We start from the raw sequence: 24447 nt of genomic DNA, 5'->3' as shown, positions 1-24447 counted from the left end.
CTCTCAGCCCACGGCGTCGGGGCGGCCCTCCGCCGGATTCGCCGGGGCCACCGGGGTCTTCGCCCGCGTACCCCCTCCCGTACGCACTCCGGCGGCCGACGCGGCCGCGTGCAGGGAGCGCAGGGCGACCAGCAGGAAGCCGATGTCGTCGAGGTAGATCGGGTCGGGCAGCAGGTCGACCGGTGACACGGTGTAGATGACGGCGGCCCAGACGAGCGCCTTGCTGCGCAGCGGGATCCCGGCGTCGACCAGGAGCTTCCTGGCCCGGAAGACGCGCACCAGCAGCACGACGGCCAGGGCCAGCATGATCAGCGCGGCCACGGCGCCGAGAACGAGCCAAACGGTGGTGTCCATGGCTCATCGTGTACCCATTCGCTCCCGGATCACGAACACGGCTCCGGACGGCGGAGAGGCCTCACGGCGGTACGCGTCAGGCCGTGCCGCGTCCCCGGGCCTCCGCCCACCTGCGGCTGCGGCGCTTCAGGGCGCGTCGCTCGTTCTCGGTCAGACCGCCCCAGATGCCGGAGTCCTGGCCGTTCTCCAGGGCCCACTCCAGGCAGGCGGCCCGGACGGGACAGGTCCGGCAGACGGCCTTGGCCTCCTCTGCCTGGACGACCGCGGGGCCGGTGCTCCCGATGGGGAAGAACAGGTCCGGGTCCTCCTCGCGGCAGGCGGCGTGCAGACGCCAGTTCTCCGTGCTGCTCAACTCTGCTCACTCCCGATGTCGTGACGTCGTAAGTCGGTTGCCGTACGTGTCTTCCGTGCGGGTGACCGACGATCGACGCCTCAAACACGTACCGGACGCCGAAGCGCACAGGGACGGACGCTACGCGTGCGGAGGGACCGGAGGGCGGTGCAGGGCGAGGAGCGCCTGATCGTCCTGGATGCGGCCCCCGGTGTGATGGCCGACGTCCTCGATCAGCAGGTGGAGGATCTGCGCCGGGGAGGCCGGGTAGCCGACCAGCGCGCGGTGGTGGACGAGGAAGGGCAGCCGGACGGACGCGTCGTAGAAGACCCCGGACTCGTCGCGGGCCTCGGTGACCCCGTCCGTGTAGCAGATGAGGGTGGCGCCGGGCGGGAACGGGAACGTGTCGACCGGGCACGACCAGGTCCCCAGGCCGCTCATGCCGAGCGGGGGCGCCTCCTCGGAGGGTTCGAGGACGGTGGCCCGGCCCTGGGCGTCCAGGAGGACCGGCGGCGGATGTCCCCGGTTGACGACCCGTACGGTGCCGAGGTCATCGGCGAACTCGGCGATCAGCGCGGTGGTGAACCCCTCGTCCTCCTCCTGGCCGCCGCGCCGGCCGCCCTCGCGCAGGAGGGCCCGCTCCAGCGCGGCGACGAGGCCGGGCAGGTCCTCCGCCTCGTCCGCCGCGTACCGGAAGGCCCCCAGATCCGCGCAGACCGCGCTGACCGCGCCCAGGCCCTTGCCGCGGACGTCCCCGACCATCACGCGCACGCCGTGCGGGGTGTCCTGGACGACGTAGAGGTCGCCGCCGATCATGGCCTCGTCCTCGGCGGGCACATACCGGGCGGCGATCCTGAGCTCCCCGAGGCGCGACGGGGGCCGGGGCAGGACGGCGCTCTGGGCCACGGCGGCGATATGCCGGGCACGCCGGGTCCGGGCGTCCCGGCCCTCCAGGGAGCGGTTGATGAGGACGGCCAGCACGGTTACGGCCAGAAGGGTGAGCTGGTTGGCGACGCCGCGCTGCCAGCCGAAGGTGCCGTCGTTCCAGGCGAGGACCGCGTGGACGGCCATGGCGAGCGCCCCGATCGCGACGATGCCGCGCAGGCCGAGCAGCGGCGCGGCGGCGACCGGGGCGGCCATCAGCAGGGGCGCGGAGGTGACGTCCGTCGGGGTCACCAGGTCCAGCACGACGCCCAGCACGATGACCCCCAACGGGATCCACTTGGCTCTGCGCTGCTGCACCACTCCCCCACGCTGTACGGGGCCGGGGCCCGCCGCATCCCGGCGGCGGGCCGCACGCGCTCACTCCGGCAGCGGGGTCCCGGGGCCGGGCGCGGCGGCGCACGCGGCGTCGAGCCGGATGCGGTGGGCCATCACGGCCTCGGGATCCTCGATGAGGTCGACCCGGACGCCCGGGGTCTCCAGCACCGCCTGGTCCCCGATCTCGGGTGCGGGGACCCGGAGGATGTGCAGGGGCGGTACGCCGGTCAGGGGGTGCGGCGGGTGGTCCAGGGGCACCACCTGGACGGTGACGTGCTGCTCCCGCATGGCCTCGGCCAGCGCGGCCCGCTGCCCCTCCATGGTCTCCCGGTCGCCGACCCGCGTACGGAGGGCCGCGGCCGGGAACAGGGCCCAGAGGGCGGCCCCGCGCTCGCACAGCCGGCGGCGGCGCTCCCGCAGCAGCTCGACCCGGCGTTCCCGGCGGGCAGGGCTGTCCCCGGGGTACTGGGTGCGGTAGAGCGCGGCGGCGTACGCGGGCGTGCGCAGCAGTTCGGGCACGAGCGCCGGGTGCCAGGTCCGCACGAGGCTCGCCGAGGACTCCACGCCGATGACCTCCTGCTGCCAGGCCTCCATCGCGTCCCGCCAGCGGTGCCACCAGCCGGGCAGATTCGCGGCGGCGAGCCCGGCCATGATGGGCCCGGCGACGGCGGGCGGCACGCCGTAGCAGCGCAGCAGTTCGCCGACCTGGCGGGCGTCGAGCCCGGTCTCCGCGCGTTCGATGCGCCGTACGGTGGCTGGGTGGGCGTCCAGCGCCTCGGCGGCGGCCCGCAGGCTGACGCCCGCGCGTTCCCGCAGCATGCGGAGGCGGACCGCGAGGACGCGGTGTTCCACCGTGGGACCGGACCGGGCTCGCATGCGCATACCTTCTTCGTCGAGCCCCGAGGCGGAGCATTACACACTCTGTCGCTTGCAAAGTATGCGTTTTGCGTCGAGAGTGCATACATGTCGGAAATAGTCAGTTGCGCGGAGCGTGCCCCCGATGACGGAGGTGTTCGAGGTGACCGAGGTGCACACAGCTGGTGGGTTCCCCGATTGCCAGGGGGTGTGCCGGAGGCCCGGCACCGGGTCCAGGAGGCCATGCGGGCCTGGGGCGAACCGGCCGAACGGATCGAGGCGGCGGCTCTGATAGTGACCGAACTGGTCACCAACGCGGTGCAGCACACCAGCACCCGGCGGATCCGCTGTCGGCTCCTGCGCTCCGCGGAGGGCGTGCGCATCTGCGTGTGGAACCGCGGCCGGGCCCGGATCCCGGCCCCGGCCTCCCCGGCCGACTCCGCGGGCCTTCCCGTCGGCGAGGCGCCGACGGCCCGCGATCTCGACGCCGACGACGCGCTCGACCGTCTCAGCGAGGACGGCAGGGGCCTTCTGCTCGTCGACGCGCTGGCGGCCCGCTGGGGCACCCGCGCCGCGCTGGCGGGCCGGCTCGTCTGGGCCGACCTCTGAGACTTCCCCCGCGGCCTCCCCGCCCCCTCAGGCGGGAGCCGTACGGCACTCCGGGTGACCCCAGCCGTTGGGGTTCTTCGCGATCGGCTCCTGGGCCGCGTACGGCTTGCCGCAGTGGCACCGGCCCGCGAAGCGCGCCTTGATCGTGCCGGCGGACCGCCCGCTCCGGGCCGCGCCCCCGGCGCTCCTCCCCTTCGCGCCGCCCGATCGGCCGCCCGCCGCCCCGGAAGCTTCCGTACGCCCCTTCGTGGACCGCGCGGGCGCGGGCACCGGCAGAGCCGTCGCGCCGTGCGCCGTACCGGCCGGAAGCTGGGTGACCGCCACCTCGCTGGCCGCCTGGTCGGCGATCGCGTTGAGCGGGTCGCCGTTCACCTGGTGGGCGGGAACGTAGCGGAACGTCACCGAACGGTCGGTGAGCAGGGCGTCGATCCGGGTGACCAGCTCACGGTTGGCGACGGGCTTGCCGCCCGAGGTCTTCCAGCCGTTGCGCTTCCAGCCCGGCAGCCACTTGGTGACGGCGTTCATGGCGTACTGCGAGTCCATCCGCACCTCGACGCGCACCGCCGGATCGGTGGACTCCAGCAGCTGCGCCAGGGCCGTCAGCTCGGCGACGTTGTTGGTCGCGGTGCCCAGCGGACCGGCCTCCCAGCGCACGGGCTCGCCCTGCGCGTCGGCGACGACCCACGCCCAGGCGGCCGGCCCGGGATTCCCCTTCGACGCCCCGTCACACGCGGCGATGATGCTCTCGTTCATCCCCCGATCATGCCAGCCCCGCATGACCGCTCCCGGCATGCCCATCGGCCTTGACCTCAACCAAGCTTCAGGTTTTAGCGTTCTCGGTGAACCCGGGGCCGCACGGCCGACGGGGATCCGCAGGCCGTCGGGGGATCCGGGGGCCATCGATTTCGGAGCGCCCCATGGACATGGAAGTCACGGCGTGGCATTCGCTGCACAGCGCGATGAACGCCCAGCAGGACCGCCGGCCCTTCTCCCGGGCGTCCTTGCGCCGCATCATGCTCTTCGCCCGCCCCCACCGACGGCGGATCTACCGCTTCCTGCTGCTGAGCGTCCTGACCGCGCTGCTCGCGGTGGCCACTCCACTGCTGGCCGGGAAGGTCGTCGACGCGATCGTGAACGGTGAGGACACCGGCACGGTCACCCGGCTCGCCCTGCTCATCGCGCTCATCGCCGTCGTGGAGGCCGGTCTCGGTCTGCTCACCCGCTGGCTGTCGGCGACGCTGGGCGAGGGGCTGATCCTGGACCTGCGCACCGCCGTGTTCGACCATGTGCAGAAGATGCCGGTGGCCTTCTTCACCCGGACCCGGACCGGCGCCCTGGTCAGCCGGCTCAACAACGACGTGATCGGCGCGCAGCGAGCGTTCAGCAACACGCTCTCCGGTGTCGTCTCCAACCTCGTCACGCTGCTGCTGACGCTCGCCGTGATGCTCACGATCTCCTGGCAGATCACCCTGCTCTCGCTGGTGCTGCTCCCCGTGTTCGTCGTGCCGGCCCGCCGGATGGGGGCCCGGATGGCCGGGCTCCAGCGGGAGGCGGCCGACCACAACGCCGCGATGGGCACCCAGATGACCGAGCGGTTCTCCGCCCCCGGCGCGACCCTCGTCAAGCTCTTCGGCCGGCCATCGGACGAGTCGGCCGAGTTCGCCGCCCGCGCCGACCGGGTGCGGGACATCGGCGTCCGTACGGCGATGGCCCAGTCGGCCTTCATCACCGCCCTCACCCTGGTCTCCGCCCTGGCGCTGGCCCTGGTCTACGGACTCGGCGGCTTCTACGCCCTGCGCGGCACCCTGGACCCGGGGGCCGTGGTGGCGCTGGCGCTGCTGCTGACCCGGCTGTACGCGCCGCTCACCGCCCTCGCCGGGGCCCGGGTCGAGGTGATGAGCGCGCTCGTCAGCTTCGAGCGGGTCTTCGAGATCCTGGACCTCAAGCCGCTGATCGAGCAGAAGCCGGACGCCCGCCGGGTGCCGGAAGGACCGGTCTCCGTGGAGTTCGACGAGGTGTCCTTCGGCTACCCGACCGCCGAGAAGGTCTCCCTGGCCTCCCTGGAGGAGGTCGCCACGCTCGACGACCGGGGCGGTACACCGGTCCTGCACCAGGTGTCGTTCCGGGCCGAGCCGGGGCAGACGATCGCCCTGGTGGGCTCCTCGGGCGCGGGCAAGTCGACGATCGCCCAGCTGCTGCCCCGGCTGTACGACGCGGACGCCGGTTCCGTACGGCTGAACGGCGTCGACGTACGCGATCTGAGCGCCGACTCGATCCGGGACACGCTCGGCATGGTCACCCAGGACGGGCACCTCTTCCACGAGTCGGTGCGCGCCAACCTGCTGATCGCCCGGCCCGACGCCTCCGAGGACGAGATCTGGGACGCCCTGCGCCGCTCCCGGCTGGACGGTCTGATCGCCTCGCTGCCCGACGGGCTCGACACCGTGGTCGGCGAGCGCGGCTACCGGCTCTCGGGCGGGGAGCGCCAGCGCCTCACCATCGCCCGGCTGCTGCTGGCCCGTCAGCGGGTCGTGATCCTCGACGAGGCGACCGCACACCTCGACTCCACCTCGGAGGCGGCCGTCCAGGAGGCGCTGGCCGAGGCGCTGTCGGGCCGGACCGCCCTGGTGATCGCCCACCGGCTGTCGACCGTACGGGCGGCCGACCAGATCCTGGTGCTGGAGGCGGGCCGGGTCGTCGAGAGCGGCACGCACGACGAACTGCTGGCGGCCGGAGGGCGGTACGAGGAGCTGTACCGCACCCAGTTCGAGCGGCCGACCTCGGACGGGGAACGACCGGTCCAGCCGGTCGGCTGACCCGGGACCCGGGGCTTCGGGCCCGTACCCACGCCCGTACACACTCCCCCACCGACGCCGTTCGGCCGGACCTCACCGGCCGGGCGGCGTCAGCGCGTGCCGGTGCGGGCGAAGGAGGGCCGCTCGGCGGTCCGCAGGCGGCGCAGCGCGTGGCCGCCGCACCGGCGCCACTCCTTCGGGGAGACCCGCGGGCGGTGCCCGTTGGTGACGAGCGCGTTCACCGACGTCATCGGGTCCGCCGCCATGGTCTTGGCCAGCAGTACGCCGACCACCAGCGGGAGCAGCGTGACGGCCAGGGCGGAGCCGGCGGTGGTGACGTGCTCGATACGGGGGCGGCGCGGCGCTTCGGAGGTCATACGGCCATCGAACAGCGGCCCGGAAACCCCGGGCATCGGGGAACGTACTCAGGAGTGGAGGACCGGCATACTCAGGCGCTCGCCGGGGGACGCTCACAGCGGCCGGGCACATGGCTCCCGGCCGGCCGCCGGACCAAGGAAGGACCGCCTCGATGGGTGACAGCCAGGGACGTACGGGCGACGGTCACGGGAGTCCGGCCGCGGCGGTGTTCGACGCGCTGGGCGCGGAGTACGAACGGGCCTTCGCCGCTTCGGCCGCCCACCGGCAGTCGCTGGAGCGGCTGCTGGCGGATCTCGCCCCGGGCAGCCGGGTGCTGGACGTGGGCAGCGGGACGGGCCGGCCCACGGCGGCGACCCTGGCGGAAGCGGGGCACCGGGTGCTGGGCGTCGATGTGTCGCCGGTGATGACCGCGCTCGCGGCCCGGCAGGTTCCGGGGGCCGAGTTCCGGTGCGCCGACATCCGCGATCTCCCGCTGGCGGAGGGCGAGTTCGACGCGGTCTGCGTGTACTTCTCGCTGCTCCAGCTGGAGCGCGCCGAGCAGGCCGACCTGCTGGAGCGGCTCGTGCGGTCGCTGCGGCCCGGCGGGCTGCTGGTCGCCGCGACGGTGCCGGTGGACGTCGCGGGGGCCGACGCGGTGTTCATGGGGCAGCCGGTCCGGGTCTCCAGCTTCAGCGCCGAGGATTTCACCGCCCTCGTCGGACGGGCCGGGGTCGCCGTGGAGTGGACGCACAGCGCGCTGTTCACCCCGGACCACCCGGCGGGCGCACCCGAGCCGCATGTCTTCGTGCACGGCCGACGCATCTGACGTCGCAGACATACCTCTCGGAACTCTCCACCCATTGGCTATCACAAAGAACAAGCCGAATGAATGACTTGGGTGGCGCATTTACGTTCCTTCACGAGAAGGTAATGCGATAGCAAAGTTCTGGTCTATATGCTCAGCTGTAGTCGTATCCGTGCGGAGCGGCCGGAGCGGGCCTCATGACGGCTGCCGTCCGGCAAACCTCAAGGTGAGGCACCCCTCGCCCCTTCCGAACGTGCATACGGACACAGCTAGCGCATTCGTCGATATGACCCGACCACACCGCTCCCCGGCACCGCCGGATGCAGGAGGCAGGCCACCATGCAGTCCCTCGTAGAACACGCCCGGACTTTCACCGAGCACGTCGCCGCGAACGCAAAGGACTTTGAACGTCTCGCGGACGGCCAGACCCCCGAAGCACTTTTCGTCACGTGCTCGGACTCGCGTGTCGTCCCCTCGCTGATCACCGGCGCCCGCCCGGGTCAGCTCTTCGAACTCCGCACCGCGGGCAACATCGTGCCGCCCTATCCGGGCCAGGACCGGCCCACCGGCGAGGCCGCCACCATCGAGTACGCGCTGTGCGTGCTCCAGGTGCGCGACATCATCGTCTGCGGGCACTCCCACTGCGGCGCGGTGGGCGCGATTCTCCGCGGCGACGACCTCTCCGCCATGCCCGCCGTCCGCCACTGGCTGAAGCACTCCACGGACGGCCGCACACCCCCCGCCGACGCCGGCGACCTCCCCGGCGCGGTCCAGGCCCACGCCCTCGCCCAGCTCGACACCCTGCGGGGCTACCCCGCGGTGCGCGAGCGGCTCGCCGAGGGCTCCCTCGGCCTGCACGCCTGGTACTACGAAGTGCACACCGGCTCCGTCAGCGTCCACCGTCCCGAACGCGGCACCGAGTTCGCCCGCCTTTGACGGCTCTCCCTCCCCCCACGTCCCCGCGCTCGGCCCCGGCCGGGCGCGACCGTACCCACAAGGGAAGCCATCGTGATTTCCGCGAAGGAACTCAAGAACCCCCACGTCGTACGACGTGACCTGCTGGCGTCACTCGTCGTCTTCCTGGTCGCGCTGCCGCTGTGCGTCGGCGTCGCCGTCGCCTCCGGGGTCCCGGCCGAACTGGGCCTGGTCACCGGCATCGTCGGCGGACTCGTCGTCGGCCTCCTCCCCGGAAGCAAACTCCAGGTCAGCGGCCCCGCCGCCGGACTCACCGTCCTCGTCTTCGAAGCCGTCAGAGAATTCGGTCTGAGTACGCTCGGCCCAATCGTGCTCGCGGCCGGGCTCCTCCAGGTCGTGCTGGGTGTCGCGCGCTTCGGCCGCTGGTTCCGCGCCATCTCCGTCTCCGTGGTGCAGGGCATGCTCGCCGGCATCGGCCTGATCATCGTGCTGGGCCAGGTGTACGCCATGGCCGACCTGGAACAGCCGGGCAGCGGCCTCGCCAAACTGGCCGGGCTCCCCGGTCTCGCCGTCGACATCGTCACCGGCCAGGAGGCCCTGACCGCCTTCGGCCTCGGCGCCGGAACGGTCGCGGTGCTGCTGCTCTGGCCGAAGCTCCCGGCCCGGGCGCGGATCGTCCCGGCGCCCCTTGCCGCGGTCGCTCTGGCCACCGCCGTCGCCTCGCTCGCCGGGCTGCGGCCCGCGGTGGCCGACGTCAACGGGCTGCTGCACGCCATCGATCTGCCCGGCGGGGCGGAGTTCTCCCGGCTCGCCGATGTGGCGGTCATCGGCACCGTCCTGGCCTTCGCCCTGATCGCCTCGGCCGAGAGCCTGTTCAGCGCGGCGGCCATCGACCGGATGCACGACGGCCCCCGTACCGACTACGACAAGGAGCTGGTGGCCCAGGGCGTCGGCAACACCATCTGCGGGGCGCTCGGCGCCCTGCCGATGACCGCGGTCATCGTCCGCAGCGCCGCCAACGTCCAGGCCGGGGCGACCACCGCGCTCTCCCGGGTCGCCCACGGTCTGTGGCTGCTGCTCTTCGCCGCGCTGCTGCCCGCCGCCGTCGGGATCATCCCGCTGGCCGCGCTCGCCGGAGTCCTCGTGCACGCCGGGTGCAAGCTGGTGCCCGCCAGGGAGTTCGGCCCGCTGTGGCGCGAACACCGCGGGGAGGCCGTCCTGTTGGCGATCACCGCGATCGCCATCGTGGTGACGAACCTCTTCGAGGGGGTCGTGCTCGGCCTGCTGCTCGCGGTGGTCAAGTCGGCCTGGGAGACCTCCCACGTCCAGCTCACCACCCATGAACTCACCGGCGGCCGGGTCGTGGTGACCCTCACGGGGAACGCCACCTTCCTCCGACTCCCCCGCATCCTGGAGCAGTTGGAGAAGCTCCCGCAGGACCAGCCCATAGAGCTGGACCTCACCGGACTGCGCCACCTCGACCACGCCTGCCGGGTCGCCCTGGAGAACTGGGCGCGCCGGCACAACAACGCGGAGATCGAGCCGGTGACGATCCGTCAATAGACCCCGCAGAGGCGGCCGTACGGGACGCCGCGCGCTTCACGGAAGCGCGCGGCGTCTCGCCGAAGTAGCGCGAGTGGTTGAAGCGCGGCCGGGGCCGCTGAGCCCGGGGCAGCTTCGCTGTGCGGCTTCGAGGGGCCCAGGTCCCGCGCCCCGAAGCAATGTCCGATCAGGCTGCCTGGGCGAGGAGTTCCGCGCGGCCGAAGAGGAGCGCGTAACCGGGCGGCAGGGAGCTGACGACCTCGGCGACAAGGTCGTCGCCCACCAGTGCGGCGATCTGGCCGAGGACCACCCCGGCGTCCCACCGGGCGGTGGCCGGGGTGCCTCCGGTGCGCCCGGCGAGTTCGCCGACGAAGGCGGCCCCGGCGAGCTGCTTCACGGCCGGGACCTCCGCGGTGAACACGCGGGCGGCCTCCTCGGGCAGGGCGGCGGCGAGCGCGACGCGTTCGTCGCCGGTGATCTGGCGGCCCAGCGCGCCCAGCACCGCGCGCAGGCTCTCCTCGGCGCGTTCGCGCGTGGGGTAGGCGCCCTCGTACCGGATCTTCTCCAACAGCAGGTCAAAGGTCGTGTCCATCGGTGCGCCGGCGTTCCGAGGCTTGTGGGTCATCGTGGCGGCAGGCCCTTCTCGTCCGTACTGCTCGTGTCGATGCACTGTCCGCCCCCGCGGCTCGTCGTCGAGCAGGCGCGGGGGCGGACAGCGGTGGATCAAGGTCAGGTGCTCTTCGGATGCCCGCCGAAGAGCAGGTCATACCCGGGCGGCAGTTGGAGCAGGATGCGGCGGGTGAGGTCCTCGCCCGCCGCCTCGGCGGCGACGCTGAGAACGGCTCCGACGTCCCACCGGGCGGTCTGTTCTCCGGCCCCCTCGATCCAGGCCGCGGTGGCGCGCACGAACCGTTCCGGGGAGAGCGGTTCGACGGCCTGGAGCGGGTTGAGCAGGATCAGGGCCATGGTCTCCGGGAGCCGGGCGGCCAGTTCGGCCCGGTCTCCTCCCACCAGGTGGGCGCCGAGGAGGGCCAGGACGACGCGCGCGGCGCGTTCGGCCTCCTCGTGTGTCTCGTACTCTCCGCGTTCCTGGACCCGGTCCAGGAACGCTTCCCATCGCAGGGTCACCGCAGCTCCCTCCCAGGGTGGTGCGGGCGGGGGCCGGGACCGGGGAGAAGAAGGAGATCCGTCCCGGCCCCCGCCGCTGTCGCGGGCCGACCCGGGTCAGCCCTTGATCTGCTTGCGCCGGGACTCCCCGCCGATGGCGATCTTGCGGGGCTTGGCGCGCTCGGCGATCGGGATGCGCAGGGTCAGCACACCCGCGTCGTAGTCGGCGTCGATGCGCTCGGTGTCGAGCGTGTCCGCGAGGACGATCTGCCGGGAGAAGACGCCCAGCGGACGCTCGGAGAGCTCCATCTGTACGTTGTCGGCGTTCACCGCCGGCCGTCGTTCGGCCTTGACGGTCAGCATGTTCCGCTCGACGTCGATGTCGATCGCGTCCGGCGAGACGCCGGGAAGATCGAAGGCCACCACGTACTCGTCGCCCTCCCGATACGCGTCCATCGGCATCGCCGAGGGGCGCGACCAGGTGCCGGGGCGCAGGAGTTGCTCGGTGATCCGGTCGAGTTCACGGAAGGGGTCGGTACGCATCAGCATGACGGAAACACCTCCGGTCGATCTGGCGGTCAGCCCGCGCTTTTCACCTGACACCGTTGTAGCATGTCATCCATTCGATGACAACTGACCATGTCACCGAAAGGATGACTGCATCGTCGAGCGCAGCGAGGAGCCTCCGTGCCCCCACCGACCCAGCCCCAACCACCCCGCCGCCCCACCCCGGACACCGTCTCCTTCCTTGCCGCGTGGGCGGCCCTCCAGACCATCGACGAGGCGGTCCGCGACGCACACGGCCACACCGGGGATGCCGCCTCCGCCCCGCCACCGGTCACGGAGCGGGCCCAGGCCCTGGCCTCGCTCCAGCTGTTGCGCGAGGTACGGGAGCAGCTCGCGGGCTGGGAGACCGGCCTGATCGAGACGGCCCGCGCGGCGGGGGCGAGCTGGGCCGACCTCGCCGACCCGCTGGGCGTCGCGAGCCGTCAGGCCGCCGAACGCCGCTATCTGCGCCTGCGCCCCGGTTCCGAGGGCAGCACCGGGGAACAGCGGGTCCGGGCGACCCGGGACCGCCGGGCGGGCGACCGGTCGATCACCACGTGGGCCCGGCAGAACGCGGCGGATCTGCGGTCGCTCGCCGGGCGGATCACGGCGCTGACCGATCTGCCCGCCGCGGCGGACGCCTCGCTGGACCGGCTCCGGCAGGCGCTCGGCACCGACGACGCCGCCGCCCTGGTCACGCCGCTCACCGCGCTCCACACCCATCTCGCCCCGGACCACCGGGAGCTGGCGGACCGCGTGGACGCACTGACCCGGCACACCGGCCGACTGCGCGAGGACACGGCCGCCCGCCGGCGCGGCGACTGACCAACACGAAGGCGGGCCCGGGCACACACCCGGGCCCGCCCCGAACGGCTACGGCTACGGCTACGGCTTGCGGGCCACCAGCCCCCACTGGTCGACCGGCACCGCGTCCTCCTCCTCGGGCCGCCAGCGGTCGATCGGGACGAAGCCCGGCTCGACCAGCTCCAGGCCCTCGGCGCAGCCGGTGATCTCCTCCGGTTCCCGTACGAGATAGGGCGGGTTGTCGCCCGACGCGTACGCCTCCTGCGCCGCCAGCGTCTGCGGGGTCTTCACCGTGTCGCAGAGCACGAGATGGCTTCCCGACGGCATCCGGGCCAGATACCGCTGGACGACCTCGATGCCCTCGGCCGGAGCGAGGTGCCCGAGGGTCGAGAGCAGGAGCACGGCGACGGGTTCGGACAGGTTGAGGGTCTTCGCCGCCTCGTCCACCACCGCGTCCGTCGCGGAGAGGTCGGCGTCCACATAGGCCGTGCGGCCCTCGGGCGCGCTGGTCAGGAGCGCCTCCGCGTGGGCGAGGACGATCGGGTCGTTGTCGACGTAGACGATCCGGGACTCCGGCGCGATGCTCTGCGCCACCTCATGGGTGCTGTTCGCCACCGGCAGCCCGGTCCCGACGTCCAGGAACTGGCGCACTCCCACCGACGCGAGATAGCGGATCGCGCGGATCTGGAACGCGCGGGAGGCACGGGCGATGTCGACCATCTGCGGGTAGGCCGCGCTCACCGCCTCGGCCAGCTCCCGGTCCACCGGGTAGTGGTCCTTGCCGCCCAGCCACGCGTTCCAGACGCGCGCCGAGTGGGGGACGTCGGACCGGATGCTGCGGCGGAATTCGTCGTCGTCGACGTTCATGGCTCTCCTCTGCCCGCTTTCCGTACCTGACCTGGCGTCGGCCGGACGCACGCCGACCGGCCCCCTGGGGGCGACCGTACCCCGCGCCCGGCGTCATGCGGAGGTGGCAGGGCGGGCGGACGGGCGGTCAGAAGATCCGGCCGACGAGGCCGAAGACCCAGCTGATCAGCATCGCGAGCAGGATGAAGATCCCGACGGTGATGACGCCGCACCACGACCAGCGGCCTCCGGCGTCCGCCCCCTCGTCGTCCCGCCCGCCCAGCTCCACGTCGAACAGATCCATGGTTCACCCCTCCCCCGTACACGGAACCCCCCGGTTCCGCAGGGATGTACTCTCCCACACCCTCGCGCGATCATGCCGCGCATCATGATCGTGACTATCGGTACTCAAGGGCGCCTTCTCGCCGGTGCGGTGGGATACGCGTACGGGATGACATGCGCCACCGCCGTATGCGCCTCAGGTCGCACACGGGCGCGACGTGAGCGCGATGTGCCGGGCCCCTGCCGGATCCGACGATGGCCGCATGACCGAACCGACCCGGGGGGGGTGCCCCTGTCCGCGCCCGAAGCTCTCACCGTGCTCGGCGCCCTCGTTCTCGTCCTGGCCCGCTGGCTCCCCGACCGGCTGCGTGGCCCGGCCGCGCTCTCGGCCCACGGGGAGGTGACGGTTCACCAGCCGGAGGGCGCCCGCTGAGCGCCCGTCTCCGTGCTCGTACCGCTTAGGCGTCCGGGATGCCGAGGGCCGCCGGCTCGTTGAGCTTTCCGAACGGTACGTGCACGCTCGGGGTGGTGCGCGAGGTGCTTTCCAGATGGCCCTGTTGGTCGTCGAAGAAGATGTGCGGCTTCAGGATCTTCATGATCCGGCCCTTGTCGATGCCGCCGAGGAAGAACGCGTCGTTGACGGTCACGCCCCACCCCTTGAGGCTCTGCACCGCACGCTCGTGCGCGGGAGCGTTGCGGGCCGTGACGATGGAGACGTGCAGGCGGATCCGGTAGTCGGGGTCCTTGCGGCGCTCCTGCTCCTCCCGCTGCTGGATCCGGTTCACGTTCGCCAGGAAGTCCCGCAGCGGCCCGGCGTCGTGCGGGACGGCGGCGTTCGCGACCTCGTGGGCGCGGAACTTCTCGATCCCGCCCTCCTGGAACACCTGCTCCGAGGCGTCCGTGGCGAGGACCCCGTCGAAGTCGAAGGAGATCCGCAGGTCGTGGTCGTCCGCGTCGTCCTCGTAGGGTGCGCCGAGGACATGCCCGGCGGGCAGTCCGGCGGCGACCGCCTCACGGACGTCCCCCTCGTGGGCCGACAGGAACAGGGACATGTTGAGCGCGGGCATGAAGCGGTGGGGCGAGCGGCCCTGCATGAAGATGGCCCGGCTGATGGGCAGTCCGTGACTCTCGATGGAGCGCATGACCCGCAGCCCGGTGTCGGGGTCGTTGCGGGACAGGACGATGACCTCGACCAGGGGGTCGTTCACCTCGCCCAGGTCGTTCAGTGACAGCAGCCGGCGGATGAAGGGGAACGCGGTACCCGGGCGGAGCGGGTCGCCCACGTGCTTCTCCTGGTGGGCGCGGTAGGTCTCCTCGCCCTGCTCCCGGAAGACGGCGTCCGACTCGGTCAGGTCGAACAGGGCGCTGGACGCGATCCCGATGACCAGCCGGTCGGCGAGTTCGTAGTGCACGGCGGTTCCTCCGGTCGGCCCTGAGCTGATGCGCCCCCACTATCGCACCGTCGCACGGCTGTTCCCCACGGACCGCGTCTCTTTACTGACCGGTAGACATCTATGCGACGCAGGTCACACTGCTCTACGGTCGGGGCACTGCCCCGGCCCCCCACGTCGGTGAGCCGCCGACCGGGCCCGGCATCCCGTCTCCCGCCCCAGGAGGTCCCATGCCACCCCCCACCGTCCGCCGCTCCCGGCGCAGGCTCCCCGTCGCGCTGCTCGCCGCCGCCCTCGGAGCGGTCACCCTCGGCGCCCCCTCCCCCGCGTCCGCGTCGGACACCTCCGAGGAGGCGGGCTACCTCGTCGGGCGCGGTATCGCCGATGTCACGGGCGAGGCCGCCGAGACGGGGATGATGGGCTACTCCAGCTTCGACCAGAAGACCTCGGGCATCCACCAGCGGCAGCGGTCGCGCGCCTTCGTGGTCGTCGACCGGTCGAGCGGCAAGCGCGTGGTGTACGTCAACGCGGACCTGGCGATGATCTTCCAGTCCGTCCGGCAGGGCGTCATGGCCCGGCTGACGGAGCGTTACGGCAGCCTGTACGGCGAGGAGAACGTCCTCCTCTCGGCCACCCACACCCACTCGGGGCCGGGCGGATACTCCCACAACGTCGCCTACAACCTCTCCGTCCTCGGCTTCCAGAAGGAGACCTACCGGGCGATCGTCGACGGCATCACCGAGTCCGTCGCCAAGGCGCACGAGGACCTGAAGCCCGGCACGATGAGCCTGGGCACGGGGACCCTGACCAACGCCAGCGTCAATCGCTCGCGGGAGGCGTTCGACCGCAATCCGGCCGCCGACCGGGCCGCCTTCCCCGACGGAATCGACCCGGCGATGACCGTGCTGCGCTTCAAGCAGGGCGAGAAGGACGCGGGCGCGATCAGCTGGTTCGCGACCCACAACACCTCGATCACCAACAAGAACACGCTCATCAGCCCCGACAACAAGGGCTACGCCTCCTACGTCTGGGAGCACGACCACGAGGACGTCCGCTATCTCGACGACACCCCGGGGTTCGTCGCGGCCTTCCCCAACACCAACGCCGGCGACATGTCCCCCAACCTCAACCTGAAGCCCGGTTCCGGGCCCACCGAGGACGAGTTCGAGAACACCCGCATCATCGGCGAGCGCCAGCTCGACAAGGCCCGCGAGATCTACGACGACGCGCGGCCCGTCGCCGGAGGGGTCGACTCCCGGCTCGCGTACGTCGACATGGAGAACGTCACCGTACGGCCGGAGTACACCCCGGACGGCAAGGAGCACCGCACCTGTCCCGCCGTTGTCGGCGCGTCCACGCTCGCGGGCAGTGTGGAGGACGGTCCGGCGATACCCGGCTTCGAGGAGGGCATGCGCACCCCGATCGCCCCCATACTCGAAGCGCTGCGCGTCGACACCCCGTCCTGGCTCGCGACCTGCCAGTACCCGAAGGCGAGCCTGATCCCCACGGGTCTGCTGAGCAACGTCCACCCGGTCACCCCGAAGCGGCTCCCCCTCCAGATCATGAGGATCGGCGAGCTGTATCTGGTGGCCGCCCCGGGCGAGTTCACGATCACCTCCGGCCTCCGCGTACGCCGCACGGTGGCCGAGCAGCTGGGCGCGCCTCTGGACCGCGTCCTGCTCCAGGGGTACGCCAACGCCTACAGCCAGTACGTCACGACGCCGGAGGAGTACGACACCCAGAACTACGAGGGCGGCTCCACGCTGTACGGCCGCTACACCCTGCCCGCCTACCAGCAGGAGTACGCCCGCATCGCCCAGTCCCTGCGCGCGGGCACGGCCCTGGACCGGGGCACGGTGCCGGCGGACGAGTCGGGGCGGCAGTTCACCTTCCAGACGGGGGTCGTGTACGACAACCCGCCCTCGGGCAAGGCGTTCGGCGCGGTCCTGAAGGCCCCGGAAAGTTCGTACGCGCGCGGGGCCACCGCCACCGTCGAGTTCGCCACCGGCCACCCGAAGAACAACCTCCGCCGCGGCTCCACCTTCCTGGAGGTCCAGCGGCTGGAGAACGGTAGCTGGAAGCGGGTGCTGGACGACGGTGACTGGGAAACCACCTACCGCTGGACCCGGCTCAACGGGCTGACCGGCACCTCGAAGGCCACGATCACCTGGAAGACCGGGGCGGACACCGCACCCGGCACCTACCGGATCGTCCACCACGGGGACGCCAAGAGCCTGCTCGGGAAGATCACGCCGTTCACCGGGGCGACGGGGAGCTTCACCGTGGAGTAGAGGTGGCGGGAACCCTCACCCTCAGGGAGAGGTTCAGGTCGTGCGCGGGGTGGGCTGGAACCAGGCGGGGCCCTCGGTGAGGGACTGCTTGATCCGGAACAGGGCGAACTCGCCGAGCGGCGGGAGCCCGTCCAGCGGGAACCAGCCCACCTCCAGCGACTCGTCGTCGTTGACGCGCGCCTCGCCGCCGGTGGCCCGGCAGCGGAAGGTGATGTCGAGGTACTGGCAGCGGTCGCCGTTGGCGTACTGCACAGGGTCCAGCGCCTGGGTGAGCACCACCCGCTCGGCCACGCAGTGCACGCCCGTCTCCTCCAGCACCTCGCGCTCCGCCGTCGCCGCCGGCTCCTCGCCCGGCTCGGAGATCCCGCCGATGACCGACCACTTCCCGGTGTCCGCGCGCCGCCCGAGGAGCACCCGGCCCTCGTCGTCGAGGACGATGGCCGTCACCCCGGGCAGCAGGAGCAGCTGGTGTCCGGCGGTGGCGCGGATCTCACGGATGAAGTCGGGAGTAGCCATGGATCCGAGCCTACGCGCCCTGATCAGGTGCTACCGCGCCGCGCCTCCGGCCTTGCGGGCGCGGACCGCCGAGACGCTCACCCAGCCCAGGCCCGCCAGGGCCAGCAGCGCGATGACGCCCTCGGGCAGCGGGCCCATCCGGGTGGCGGGGGTGAGCGAAGAGCGCAGCGGGACCTCGGCCACGAGGGCGTCGGGGGTGAACATCCCGCTCTTCTGCACGATCGTGCCGTCGGGCCGGATCACCGCGCTGACCCCGCTGGTGACGGGGACGACGACGGCCCGGCCGTGCTCGACGGCCCGCACCTGGGACATGGCCAGCTGCTGGTAGGTCATCTCGCTGCGGCCGAAGGTGGCGTTGTTGCTCGGCACGGCGATCATCTGCCCGCCGTGGGTGACCGTGTCGCGTACGGCGTCGTCGAAGGCCGCCTCGTAACAGGTCACGAGCCCCACCTTCGTCCCGGCGAGGTCGAAGACGCCCACCTCGGTGCCGGGGACGAACTCGCGCTGCACCCGGTCCACGTCCTCGCTGAAGAAGCGGGCGACCGTGCGCATCGGCATGTACTCGCCGAACGGCTGGATGTGGCGCTTGTCGTAGGTGTCGACCGGGCCCTGGTCGGGGTCCCACTCGATCAGGGTGTTACGGAGGCTGTCGGAGCCCTTCTCGACCACCGAGCCGACGACCGTGGGGGCGTCGATCGCCTTGACCGCGTCGTCGATGACCTGGCGGGCGTCGGCGTTGAGATACGGGTCGAGGTCGGAGGAGTTCTCCGGCCACAGCACAAAGTCGGGCTGCTTCGCCTTGCCCGCCTTGACCTCGTCGGCGAGCTGGGTGGTGCGCTTGGCGTGGTTGTCGAGGACCGCGCGGCGCTGGGCGTTGAAGTCGAGGCCGAGGCGCGGCACGTTGCCCTGGATCGCGGCGACGGTGGCCGTGCCGTTCTCCGCCGAGTCGTCGACCAGGGGCAGCGCGGCGAGGGCGCCCGCGATCGGTACGAGGACGCTCGCGGCGGCTCCGGCGACGGCGGCGCGGGGGATCTTCCCGGTGGACCGGTACACCATGACCTGGCGCACCGCCTCGTAGAGGCCGAAGCCGCACAGCACGACGGCGAAGGAGAGCAGCGGGGTGCCGCCGAGCGCGGCGAGCGGCAGGAAGGCGCTCTCGGACTGGCCGAACGCGATCTTGCCCCAGGGGAAGCCGCCGAACGGGATCCGGGCGCGGACCGCCTCGTCAAGCGTCCAGACCGCGGCCGCCCAGACGGGCCAGTACGCGAGGCGGGTCACCGCGGCGATGCCCAGGCACCCCACGGCGATGAAGAGCCCCTCCGCGGCGGCCAGCGCCAGCCACGGCACCGGGCCGACGTCCTCGCCGGTCCAGTGCAGCAGCGGCAGCATGAAACCGAGGCCCGACAGCAGGCCGAGGCCGAACGCGGCCCGGAGCCGGCGCCCGTGCAGCACCCAGCCGAGCAGCGCGAACCCGGGCAGCACGAGCCACCACACGGTCCGGGGCGGGAAGCTCGCGTAGAGCAGGAGCCCGGACAGCACGGCGGCGGCCGGGCGGAGGAGCCGCCGCGGCAGCCCGGCGGCCCGGGGGGCCGCTGCCGGGGGCGGCGAATCGTCGACGGGAGTCATGGTGGCGCTCACCCGCCGGAGTCTACGGTGGGCGGCTGTGAGCGGTGGCGTTGACCTGGGCGGGGTCGGGGCCCGGGTGGCTTGTGGCTGCTCGCCGCCGGGGCGGCACGGTCGCGGGCCGCTGCTGGGACGGCGCAGCATCCGGCGGGGGTGGCTGGCGCCGGGGCCGCCCGGTCAGTCGCCGGGCCGCTTTCCCGGGGACGGCAGGTGCAGGCGTTGCCGGATGAACCGTACGGCCGTCTCCGCGTCGTCGACCGTGACGGTGAAGGTGCGGCCGTCGCCGAGGCGCAGGGCCATGCCCTCGCCCTTGCGGACCACCACGGCGGTGCCCTGTTCGGGGCGCCAGCGGTAGCCCCAGCCGCCCCATTCGCGCGGATTGATCCGGGGGACGAACTCCGCGCCCGTGACATGGCTGAGCAGGATCCGGCGACGCGGCAGGCCGGCGTGGCCGCAGCGGACCTCCAGGCTGTCCCCGTCGACCCTGACGGCCACGTGGACGAAGGCGAGCGTGCCGAAGAGGATCAGCAGTCCGGCGGCGAGGCAGCCGATCACGGACATGAGCAGCGGGGCGATCCCCGAGGTCCAGGCCCCGTCGACGGCGAGCTCGATGCCGAGCGCCACACATCCCGCACCCGCGAGGGCCAGCAGCCACTGGAGGCGGTTGGTGGCGCGGCCGTTCCACTCCGCGGGCGGCGCCTGGCTCGACCCGTGCCTCGCACTCTCGGGGTGGTCGGTCATATTCAGCAGCGTAGCGGGGTTCCGGGCTCCCGGCCGGGGCCGCGGGGGCCGATCGGGCGAGCCGCTCGATCGGCTGTACGGTCAGCGGACGGGCGCTCCGGCGGCCAGGATCCGGCCTTCCGCGTAGGTCAGGGCGGCGTCCGGGAGAGCCGCGACACGCCCTGCCCGCAGCACGGTGAGCGCGCCGGAGGGGGCGGCCGTCGGGGCGGGTTCCGCGCCGATCCGGCGCAGCGCCTGGGCGGCGACCGCCCCGGCGGAGGCGTGCAGGGCGAGTGGCGGGCGGCCCGGCCGCTGCACGGCGTCGCGGATCCGGGTCGCGACCAGCTCGTAGTGGGTGCAGCCGAGGACGACGGCCCGTACGTCGGACGGCGTGAGGGCGGCGGCGGCCGCGACGGCCCGGTCGATCGCGGCCTCGTCGCCGTGCTCCACGGCGTCGGCGAGGCCGGGGCACGGGACCTCGGTGACCTCGGCGGAGCCGCCGAATTCGGCGATCAGTCCGCGCTGGTAGGGGCTGCCGGTGGTGGCCGGGGTGGCCCAGATGGCGACGGAGCCGCCGCCCGCGGCCGCGGGCTTGATCGCGGGGACCGTGCCGATGACCGGCAGGGCGGGCTCCAGCTCGGCACGGATCGCCGGCAGGGCGTGGACCGAGGCCGTGTTGCAGGCGATGATCAGCGCGTCGGGGCGCTGGGCCGCGGCGGCGCGGGCGACGTCCAGGGCGAGGGCGGTCAGGTCCTCGGGGGTGCGGGGTCCCCACGGCATCGAGCCGGGGTCGGAGGAGAGCACCAGCTCGGCGTCGGGCCGCAGGCGGCGTACGGCGGCCGCTGCCGCCAGCAGGCCGATTCCGGAGTCCATGAGCGCGATCTTCACCCGGTCACCCTAGCCGACAGCCCTTGCGAACCGGGCTCAGTGGGGCAGACTTCGGCGGATGAGCGCCGTTGCCTGGATCGCCGTGGGTTCGCTGATCGCGTGGGGGTGGCTGCTGCTGGGGCAGGGCTTCTACTGGCGGACGGACCAGCGGCTCCCCCGGCGCACCGACCCGGCGCGCTGGCCGTCGGTGGCGGTGGTCGTGCCGGCCCGCGACGAGGCGGCGATGCTTCCGGTGAGCCTGCCGTCGCTGCTCGTCCAGGACTATCCGGGGGAGGCCAGGGTCATCCTCGTCGACGACTCCAGCAGCGACGGCACCGGGCAGCTGGCCCGGGACCTGGCCGCCCGGTACGGCGGTCTCCCGCTGACCGTGGTGACGCCCGGGGAGCCCGAGCGGGGCTGGACGGGCAAGCTGTGGGCGCTGCGGCACGGGATCGCGCTGGCCCGGCGGGACAAGCCGGACTTCCTGCTGCTGACCGACGCGGACATCGCGCACGAGCCGGACAGCCTGCGCGATCTGGTGGCCGCGGCCGGTCCCGGCGGGCCCGACGGCTTCGATCTGGTGTCGCAGATGGCGCGGCTGCGGGTGGAGAGCGTCTGGGAGCGCCTGGTGGTCCCGGCGTTCGTCTACTTCTTCGGGCAGCTCTACCCGTTCCGCCGGGTCAACAGCGCCCGGTCGCGGACGGCCGCGGCGGCGGGGGGCTGTGTCCTGCTGCGTGCGGAGGCCGCCGAGCGGGCGCGGATCCCGGAGTCGATCCGGCAGGCGGTGATCGACGACGTGTCGCTGGCGCGGGAGGTGCGGCGCGGCGGCGGCCGGATCTGGCTGGGGCTCGCGGAGCGGGTGGACAGCGTCCGGCCGTATCCACGGCTCGCGGATCTGTGGCGGATGGTCGCGCGCAGTGCGTACGCGCAGCTGCGGCACAGCCCGCTGCTGCTGGCGGGGACGGTCCCGGGGCTGCTGCTCGTGTACGTGGCACCGCCCGCGACGCTGGTGGCGGGGGTGGCGACGGGGGACGCGGTGGCGGCCTGGGCGGGCGGTGCGGCCTGGGCGGTGATGACGGCGACGTATCTGCCGATGCTGGCGTACTACCGGCAGTCGCTGTGGCTGGGGCCGCTGCTGCCGGTCACGGCGGTGCTGTACCTGCTGATGACGGTCGACTCGGCGGTGCAGCACTACCGGGGGCGGGGCGCGGCCTGGAAGGGCCGTACCTACGCGCGCCCGGAGGCCGCGCCCGACCGGTGACGCCGCCGGGAGGCGGGCGGCCGGTCCGGGCGGGCGCGGGGCGTCACTTGCGGCCGGGCGTCCAGTTCATGCCCCAGCCGTAGGCGGCGTCGATGGTGCGCTGGGGGCTGACGCCCCGGTCCGGGACGAGATAGCGGGCCTCGCGCTGCACGGTGAGGTCGCCGCCGTTGTTGGTGATGAGGGCCAGGGCGCAGACGGTGGAGGGCACGGTGCACTCGTCGAGGGAGAAGTCGATGGGCGCGCCGTTCTGCGGCTGGAGGGTGACGGTGGCGTGGAGGTCGGCGAAGCTCCGCGCGCCTTCGTAGATGGTGACGAAGATCAGGACGCGCCGCAGCAGGTCCTTGTGGTCGAGGTTGATGGTCATGTTCTCGCCGGTGGAGACCGCGCCGGTGCGGTCGTCGCCGTCGAGGTGGATGAAGGGCGGCTGACGCAGTGAGCCGAAGGCGTTGCCGAGGGCCTGCACCACTCCCTTGCGGCCGTCGGCGAGTTCGTACAGGGCGCAGAGGTCGAGGTCGAGATCGGCGTGCATGGCGACGGCCCGGCCGAGCTTGGCTCCCCAGCCCTTGAACTGCTTGCGCACCTCCCAGTTGAGGTTGACGCGCAGCACGCCGGAGGTGCCGCCCTGCTTGGCGAGCGAGACGGTCGGGGCGCTCTTGGTCAGCGTGACCTTGGTGAGCCGTACGGGCGCCGGCGCGGGCGGGGCCGGCGGGGCGGGGGCTACCGGCGCGGGGGCGACCGGGGCGGGGGCCACCGGAGCCGGGGCCGGGGGCCAGGACGGCGCAGAGGCGGGCGGTGCCGCCGGCGTCTGCGGGGCCGGGGCCGGGGGCCACGACGGTGAAGGGGCCTGCGGGGCGGGTGCGGCCTGCTGCGGTTCGTCCACGGAGATGCCGAAGTCCGTCGCCAGGCCCTCGAGACCGGTGCTGTAACCCTGCCCGACCGCGCGGAACTTCCACGCGCCCTGGCGCAGATACAGCTCGCCGAGGATGAACGCGGTCTCGACCGTCGCGTCCGTGCTGTCGAAGCGGGCCAGCTCCGCGCCGCTCGCCGCGTCGATGATCCGTACGTAGAGTCCGCTCACCCGGCCGAAGGTCCCGCCGTCGGCCGAGGCCGCGACGACGATGCGCTCGATCCCGGGCTCGACCTTGCCGAAGTCGACGAGGAGCGTGTCGGTGACGCGGTCGGGGGCGCTCTGCTTGCCCTCGTGCCGGACCGCTCCGGACGCGTGGGCCGGCTGGTTGTAGAAGACGAAGTCCGCGTCGCCGCGGACCTTGCCCGCCACCAGCAGCAGCGCGGAGGCGTCGACATCGGGGGCGCCCGGCGCGGCGTGCCACCCCAGCTCGACGCGGACGGTGCCGGCCGGCACCGGAACGTTGCTTCCCTTTTTCATGATCATACTCGCCCCCATCATGTCTCCGCCTGCCCGCAGGCTTTCCCCCCACAACCTAACGGCCACCGGCCGGAAAGCGTCCCGGGGCCCCGGGACCGCGTGGCGGACGGCGAAGTGATCACTCAATTCCTCGGCGGTCAGGGGGAATTGCCGAGCCCGCCGAATGACCCGGTCGCCCGGGGCGGCACCGGGGCACTTCCGCCGCCGGAACGGGAAACGTCCGTCGCCGACCAGCGGAAAGACCGCTGCCGTTAACGAAAGCTTTAGCGGTGTTTTGGCGGCCCGGGCGCACAGAACCTGCGTAAATCGGATAACCCAAAGATTGGGGCTCCCCATCCGGCACATCGTGGGCTTAACTTAGGTGGCATGACGTCCCCCCGCTCCACCTTCGGCGGCGGCTACTACGCCGCGTCGTTCCCCGACACTCCGATCTACGACTCCTTGGTCGCGGAGCGGGGAACCCCTCAGATCGCCCCCATCCGTGTGCCGGCCGCGTACGACACCGGTAGCAGCTACCTGCCGGCCCTGCCGTCGGCGCTGCCGGCTCTGCCCGCGGCCCCGTCGCAACAGACCGGCTCCTACGGCTACCCGCAGCAGCAGCCGATGCCGCAGTACCAGCAGGCTCCGGCGCCGCACGCGCCGATGCAGCCCGCCCAGCTTCAGCACGCGCCCGCGCCGTACATCCCGCAGCAGCCCTCGGCGGTGCGCGGCTATCCGCAGCAGCCCCAGCCGCAGCGCCCCGCGCCCGCCTCCGGGTACGAGTCGATGCGTCCGGCATCGCCGCGCCCCGTGCCGGCGCAGTCGCCGTACGAGGACCCGTACAACCGGCCCTACCAGGGCCGGGGATACTGAGCCCCGGCTCCGTGCGGCGAGGTGCGCCGGGGGACGCACCGAGCAACCTCTGACGGCTGAGCGCGGTCCTGTTCACAGAGGCCGGGCCCGGCGTCTCGACGATCCGTCGCGCCACGGGCCCGTCAGGGCGG

The 24447-nt window shown here is 72.7% G+C and carries 27 protein-coding genes; 10 read left to right on the top strand and 17 right to left on the bottom strand.

Annotated elements, in window-relative coordinates; genetic code table 11:
* Positions 1-3: 3 nt before the first annotated feature.
* The 4 genes from A3Q37_RS18805 to A3Q37_RS18790 form a co-directional block, all read right to left on the bottom strand.
* Positions 4-354, bottom strand: a complete 351-nt coding sequence (locus tag A3Q37_RS18805) for a YkvA family protein (RefSeq protein ID WP_065486026.1) — start codon at positions 352-354, stop codon at positions 4-6.
* A gap of 76 nt (positions 355-430) precedes the next feature.
* Positions 431-706 (bottom strand): WhiB family transcriptional regulator, encoded by a 276-nt coding sequence (locus tag A3Q37_RS18800; RefSeq protein ID WP_065486024.1) that lies wholly within the window; start codon positions 704-706, stop codon positions 431-433.
* A 120-nt stretch (positions 707-826) separates the two neighbouring features.
* Positions 827-1930, bottom strand: a complete 1104-nt coding sequence (locus tag A3Q37_RS18795) for a PP2C family protein-serine/threonine phosphatase (RefSeq protein ID WP_065486022.1) — start codon at positions 1928-1930, stop codon at positions 827-829.
* 57 nt (positions 1931-1987) lie between these two features.
* Positions 1988-2821, bottom strand: coding sequence for a Scr1 family TA system antitoxin-like transcriptional regulator (locus tag A3Q37_RS18790; protein ID WP_065486270.1), 834 nt, complete (start codon positions 2819-2821; stop codon positions 1988-1990).
* A 177-nt stretch (positions 2822-2998) separates the two neighbouring features.
* Between A3Q37_RS18790 and A3Q37_RS18785 the strand changes: the two genes are divergently transcribed.
* A complete protein-coding gene (locus A3Q37_RS18785) occupies positions 2999-3409 on the top strand; it encodes an ATP-binding protein (RefSeq protein WP_079137861.1) in 411 nt (136 codons plus the stop codon).
* Between the two features lie 27 nt (positions 3410-3436).
* On the opposite strand, the gene A3Q37_RS18780 is transcribed toward A3Q37_RS18785, so the two are convergent.
* Complete coding sequence (locus tag A3Q37_RS18780) at positions 3437-4162, bottom strand: ribonuclease H (RefSeq protein ID WP_065486020.1); 726 nt, start codon at positions 4160-4162, stop codon at positions 3437-3439.
* A gap of 164 nt (positions 4163-4326) precedes the next feature.
* Between A3Q37_RS18780 and A3Q37_RS18775 the strand changes: the two genes are divergently transcribed.
* Positions 4327-6225 carry an ABC transporter ATP-binding protein gene (locus tag A3Q37_RS18775; RefSeq protein WP_065486017.1) on the top strand — a complete coding sequence of 633 codons (1899 nt, stop codon included), beginning with the start codon at positions 4327-4329 and terminating at the stop codon, positions 6223-6225.
* Positions 6226-6314: 89 nt separating this feature from the next.
* On the opposite strand, the gene A3Q37_RS18770 is transcribed toward A3Q37_RS18775, so the two are convergent.
* A complete protein-coding gene (locus tag A3Q37_RS18770) occupies positions 6315-6581 on the bottom strand; it encodes a hypothetical protein (protein ID WP_065486263.1) in 267 nt (88 codons plus the stop codon).
* 152 nt (positions 6582-6733) lie between these two features.
* Here A3Q37_RS18770 and A3Q37_RS18765 point away from each other — a divergent pair, with 152 nt between their 5' ends.
* From A3Q37_RS18765 to A3Q37_RS18755, 3 genes are all read left to right on the top strand, one after another.
* A complete protein-coding gene (locus tag A3Q37_RS18765; protein ID WP_065486012.1) occupies positions 6734-7387 on the top strand; it encodes a bifunctional 2-polyprenyl-6-hydroxyphenol methylase/3-demethylubiquinol 3-O-methyltransferase UbiG in 654 nt (217 codons plus the stop codon).
* A 318-nt stretch (positions 7388-7705) separates the two neighbouring features.
* A complete protein-coding gene (locus A3Q37_RS18760; RefSeq protein WP_065486006.1) occupies positions 7706-8302 on the top strand; it encodes a carbonic anhydrase in 597 nt (198 codons plus the stop codon).
* A gap of 72 nt (positions 8303-8374) precedes the next feature.
* The gene (locus A3Q37_RS18755) at positions 8375-9844 is read left to right on the top strand and encodes a SulP family inorganic anion transporter (RefSeq protein ID WP_065486004.1); all 1470 of its coding nucleotides are present in this window, start codon (positions 8375-8377) and stop codon (positions 9842-9844) included.
* A 166-nt stretch (positions 9845-10010) separates the two neighbouring features.
* Here the strand turns inward: A3Q37_RS18755 and A3Q37_RS18750 are convergent, their stop codons facing one another.
* From A3Q37_RS18750 to A3Q37_RS18740, 3 genes are all read right to left on the bottom strand, one after another.
* The gene (locus tag A3Q37_RS18750) at positions 10011-10448 is read right to left on the bottom strand and encodes a DUF2267 domain-containing protein (RefSeq protein ID WP_065486002.1); all 438 of its coding nucleotides are present in this window, start codon (positions 10446-10448) and stop codon (positions 10011-10013) included.
* A 104-nt stretch (positions 10449-10552) separates the two neighbouring features.
* A complete protein-coding gene (locus A3Q37_RS18745) occupies positions 10553-10951 on the bottom strand; it encodes a DUF2267 domain-containing protein (RefSeq protein WP_065486000.1) in 399 nt (132 codons plus the stop codon).
* 96 nt (positions 10952-11047) lie between these two features.
* Entirely contained in the window at positions 11048-11479 is a 432-nt protein-coding gene (locus A3Q37_RS18740; RefSeq protein ID WP_010069853.1) for an Hsp20/alpha crystallin family protein, read from the bottom strand.
* Between the two features lie 138 nt (positions 11480-11617).
* On the opposite strand from A3Q37_RS18740, the gene A3Q37_RS18735 reads away from it, so the two are divergent.
* Entirely contained in the window at positions 11618-12301 is a 684-nt protein-coding gene (locus A3Q37_RS18735) for an HSP18 transcriptional regulator (RefSeq protein WP_065485998.1), read from the top strand.
* 60 nt (positions 12302-12361) lie between these two features.
* Here the strand turns inward: A3Q37_RS18735 and A3Q37_RS18730 are convergent, their stop codons facing one another.
* Together A3Q37_RS18730 and A3Q37_RS37275 are read right to left on the bottom strand one after the other, a co-directional pair.
* Positions 12362-13147: an SAM-dependent methyltransferase gene (locus A3Q37_RS18730; protein ID WP_065485997.1), complete on the bottom strand. Its 786-nt coding sequence runs from the start codon at positions 13145-13147 to the stop codon at positions 12362-12364.
* 127 nt (positions 13148-13274) lie between these two features.
* A complete protein-coding gene (locus A3Q37_RS37275; protein WP_176711454.1) occupies positions 13275-13430 on the bottom strand; it encodes a hypothetical protein in 156 nt (51 codons plus the stop codon).
* Positions 13431-13694: 264 nt separating this feature from the next.
* On the opposite strand from A3Q37_RS37275, the gene A3Q37_RS35795 reads away from it, so the two are divergent.
* Positions 13695-13841, top strand: coding sequence for a hypothetical protein (locus tag A3Q37_RS35795; RefSeq protein WP_176711453.1), 147 nt, complete (start codon positions 13695-13697; stop codon positions 13839-13841).
* A 25-nt stretch (positions 13842-13866) separates the two neighbouring features.
* Here A3Q37_RS35795 and A3Q37_RS18725 read toward each other — a convergent pair whose 3' ends face one another.
* Positions 13867-14820, bottom strand: coding sequence for a 5'-nucleotidase (locus A3Q37_RS18725; protein WP_065485995.1), 954 nt, complete (start codon positions 14818-14820; stop codon positions 13867-13869).
* 209 nt (positions 14821-15029) lie between these two features.
* Between A3Q37_RS18725 and A3Q37_RS18720 the strand changes: the two genes are divergently transcribed.
* Positions 15030-17090 carry a neutral/alkaline ceramidase gene (locus tag A3Q37_RS18720; RefSeq protein ID WP_065485993.1) on the top strand — a complete coding sequence of 687 codons (2061 nt, stop codon included), beginning with the start codon at positions 15030-15032 and terminating at the stop codon, positions 17088-17090.
* Positions 17091-17123: 33 nt separating this feature from the next.
* On the opposite strand, the gene A3Q37_RS18715 is transcribed toward A3Q37_RS18720, so the two are convergent.
* The 4 genes from A3Q37_RS18715 to A3Q37_RS18700 all read right to left on the bottom strand — a co-directional run bounded on the left by A3Q37_RS18715 (position 17124) and on the right by A3Q37_RS18700 (position 20837).
* Positions 17124-17606 (bottom strand): NUDIX domain-containing protein, encoded by a 483-nt coding sequence (locus tag A3Q37_RS18715; RefSeq protein WP_065485991.1) that lies wholly within the window; start codon positions 17604-17606, stop codon positions 17124-17126.
* Between the two features lie 30 nt (positions 17607-17636).
* Entirely contained in the window at positions 17637-19232 is a 1596-nt protein-coding gene (gene lnt / locus A3Q37_RS18710; protein ID WP_065485989.1) for an apolipoprotein N-acyltransferase, read from the bottom strand.
* A 174-nt stretch (positions 19233-19406) separates the two neighbouring features.
* Positions 19407-19970, bottom strand: coding sequence for a hypothetical protein (locus A3Q37_RS18705; RefSeq protein WP_065485987.1), 564 nt, complete (start codon positions 19968-19970; stop codon positions 19407-19409).
* Positions 19971-20051: 81 nt separating this feature from the next.
* Positions 20052-20837, bottom strand: coding sequence for a glutamate racemase (locus tag A3Q37_RS18700; RefSeq protein WP_065485986.1), 786 nt, complete (start codon positions 20835-20837; stop codon positions 20052-20054).
* A 58-nt stretch (positions 20838-20895) separates the two neighbouring features.
* Here A3Q37_RS18700 and A3Q37_RS18695 point away from each other — a divergent pair, with 58 nt between their 5' ends.
* Positions 20896-22077, top strand: coding sequence for a glycosyltransferase (locus tag A3Q37_RS18695; RefSeq protein WP_065485984.1), 1182 nt, complete (start codon positions 20896-20898; stop codon positions 22075-22077).
* Positions 22078-22120: 43 nt separating this feature from the next.
* Here A3Q37_RS18695 and A3Q37_RS18690 read toward each other — a convergent pair whose 3' ends face one another.
* On the bottom strand, positions 22121-23482 hold the full coding sequence (locus A3Q37_RS18690; RefSeq protein ID WP_065486261.1) for a TerD family protein: 1362 nt from the start codon (positions 23480-23482) through the stop codon (positions 22121-22123).
* A 348-nt stretch (positions 23483-23830) separates the two neighbouring features.
* Between A3Q37_RS18690 and A3Q37_RS18685 the strand changes: the two genes are divergently transcribed.
* Positions 23831-24316 (top strand): DUF6643 family protein, encoded by a 486-nt coding sequence (locus A3Q37_RS18685; protein ID WP_065485982.1) that lies wholly within the window; start codon positions 23831-23833, stop codon positions 24314-24316.
* Positions 24317-24447: the final 131 nt, after the last annotated feature.

It is taken from the genome of Streptomyces sp. PTY087I2 (genome assembly GCF_001687325.1).
Taxonomy (GTDB): domain Bacteria; phylum Actinomycetota; class Actinomycetes; order Streptomycetales; family Streptomycetaceae; genus Streptomyces.
Note: the sequence above shows the minus strand (reverse complement) of the source record. Positions and strands in the feature narration are given on the sequence as shown.

Excerpts from the sequence above, each read along its gene's own strand:
- A3Q37_RS18805 (WP_065486026.1), bottom strand. The coding sequence starts at position 354 with ATGGACACCACCGTTTGGCTCGTTCTCGGCGCCGTGGCCGCGCTGATC.
- A3Q37_RS18790 (WP_065486270.1), bottom strand. The coding sequence starts at position 2,821 with ATGCGAGCCCGGTCCGGTCCCACGGTGGAACACCGCGTCCTCGCGGTC.
- A3Q37_RS18780 (WP_065486020.1), bottom strand. The coding sequence starts at position 4,162 with ATGAACGAGAGCATCATCGCCGCGTGTGACGGGGCGTCGAAGGGGAAT.
- A3Q37_RS18775 (WP_065486017.1), top strand. The coding sequence starts at position 4,327 with ATGGACATGGAAGTCACGGCGTGGCATTCGCTGCACAGCGCGATGAAC.
- A3Q37_RS18770 (WP_065486263.1), bottom strand. The coding sequence starts at position 6,581 with ATGACCTCCGAAGCGCCGCGCCGCCCCCGTATCGAGCACGTCACCACC.
- A3Q37_RS18765 (WP_065486012.1), top strand. The coding sequence starts at position 6,734 with ATGGGTGACAGCCAGGGACGTACGGGCGACGGTCACGGGAGTCCGGCC.
- A3Q37_RS18760 (WP_065486006.1), top strand. The coding sequence starts at position 7,706 with ATGCAGTCCCTCGTAGAACACGCCCGGACTTTCACCGAGCACGTCGCC.
- A3Q37_RS18750 (WP_065486002.1), bottom strand. The coding sequence starts at position 10,448 with ATGACCCACAAGCCTCGGAACGCCGGCGCACCGATGGACACGACCTTT.
- A3Q37_RS18740 (WP_010069853.1), bottom strand. The coding sequence starts at position 11,479 with ATGCTGATGCGTACCGACCCCTTCCGTGAACTCGACCGGATCACCGAG.
- A3Q37_RS18730 (WP_065485997.1), bottom strand. The coding sequence starts at position 13,147 with ATGAACGTCGACGACGACGAATTCCGCCGCAGCATCCGGTCCGACGTC.
- A3Q37_RS37275 (WP_176711454.1), bottom strand. The coding sequence starts at position 13,430 with ATGGATCTGTTCGACGTGGAGCTGGGCGGGCGGGACGACGAGGGGGCG.
- A3Q37_RS18720 (WP_065485993.1), top strand. The coding sequence starts at position 15,030 with ATGCCACCCCCCACCGTCCGCCGCTCCCGGCGCAGGCTCCCCGTCGCG.
- A3Q37_RS18715 (WP_065485991.1), bottom strand. The coding sequence starts at position 17,606 with ATGGCTACTCCCGACTTCATCCGTGAGATCCGCGCCACCGCCGGACAC.
- lnt (WP_065485989.1), bottom strand. The coding sequence starts at position 19,232 with ATGACTCCCGTCGACGATTCGCCGCCCCCGGCAGCGGCCCCCCGGGCC.
- A3Q37_RS18705 (WP_065485987.1), bottom strand. The coding sequence starts at position 19,970 with ATGACCGACCACCCCGAGAGTGCGAGGCACGGGTCGAGCCAGGCGCCG.
- A3Q37_RS18695 (WP_065485984.1), top strand. The coding sequence starts at position 20,896 with ATGAGCGCCGTTGCCTGGATCGCCGTGGGTTCGCTGATCGCGTGGGGG.
- A3Q37_RS18690 (WP_065486261.1), bottom strand. The coding sequence starts at position 23,482 with ATGGGGGCGAGTATGATCATGAAAAAGGGAAGCAACGTTCCGGTGCCG.
- A3Q37_RS18685 (WP_065485982.1), top strand. The coding sequence starts at position 23,831 with ATGACGTCCCCCCGCTCCACCTTCGGCGGCGGCTACTACGCCGCGTCG.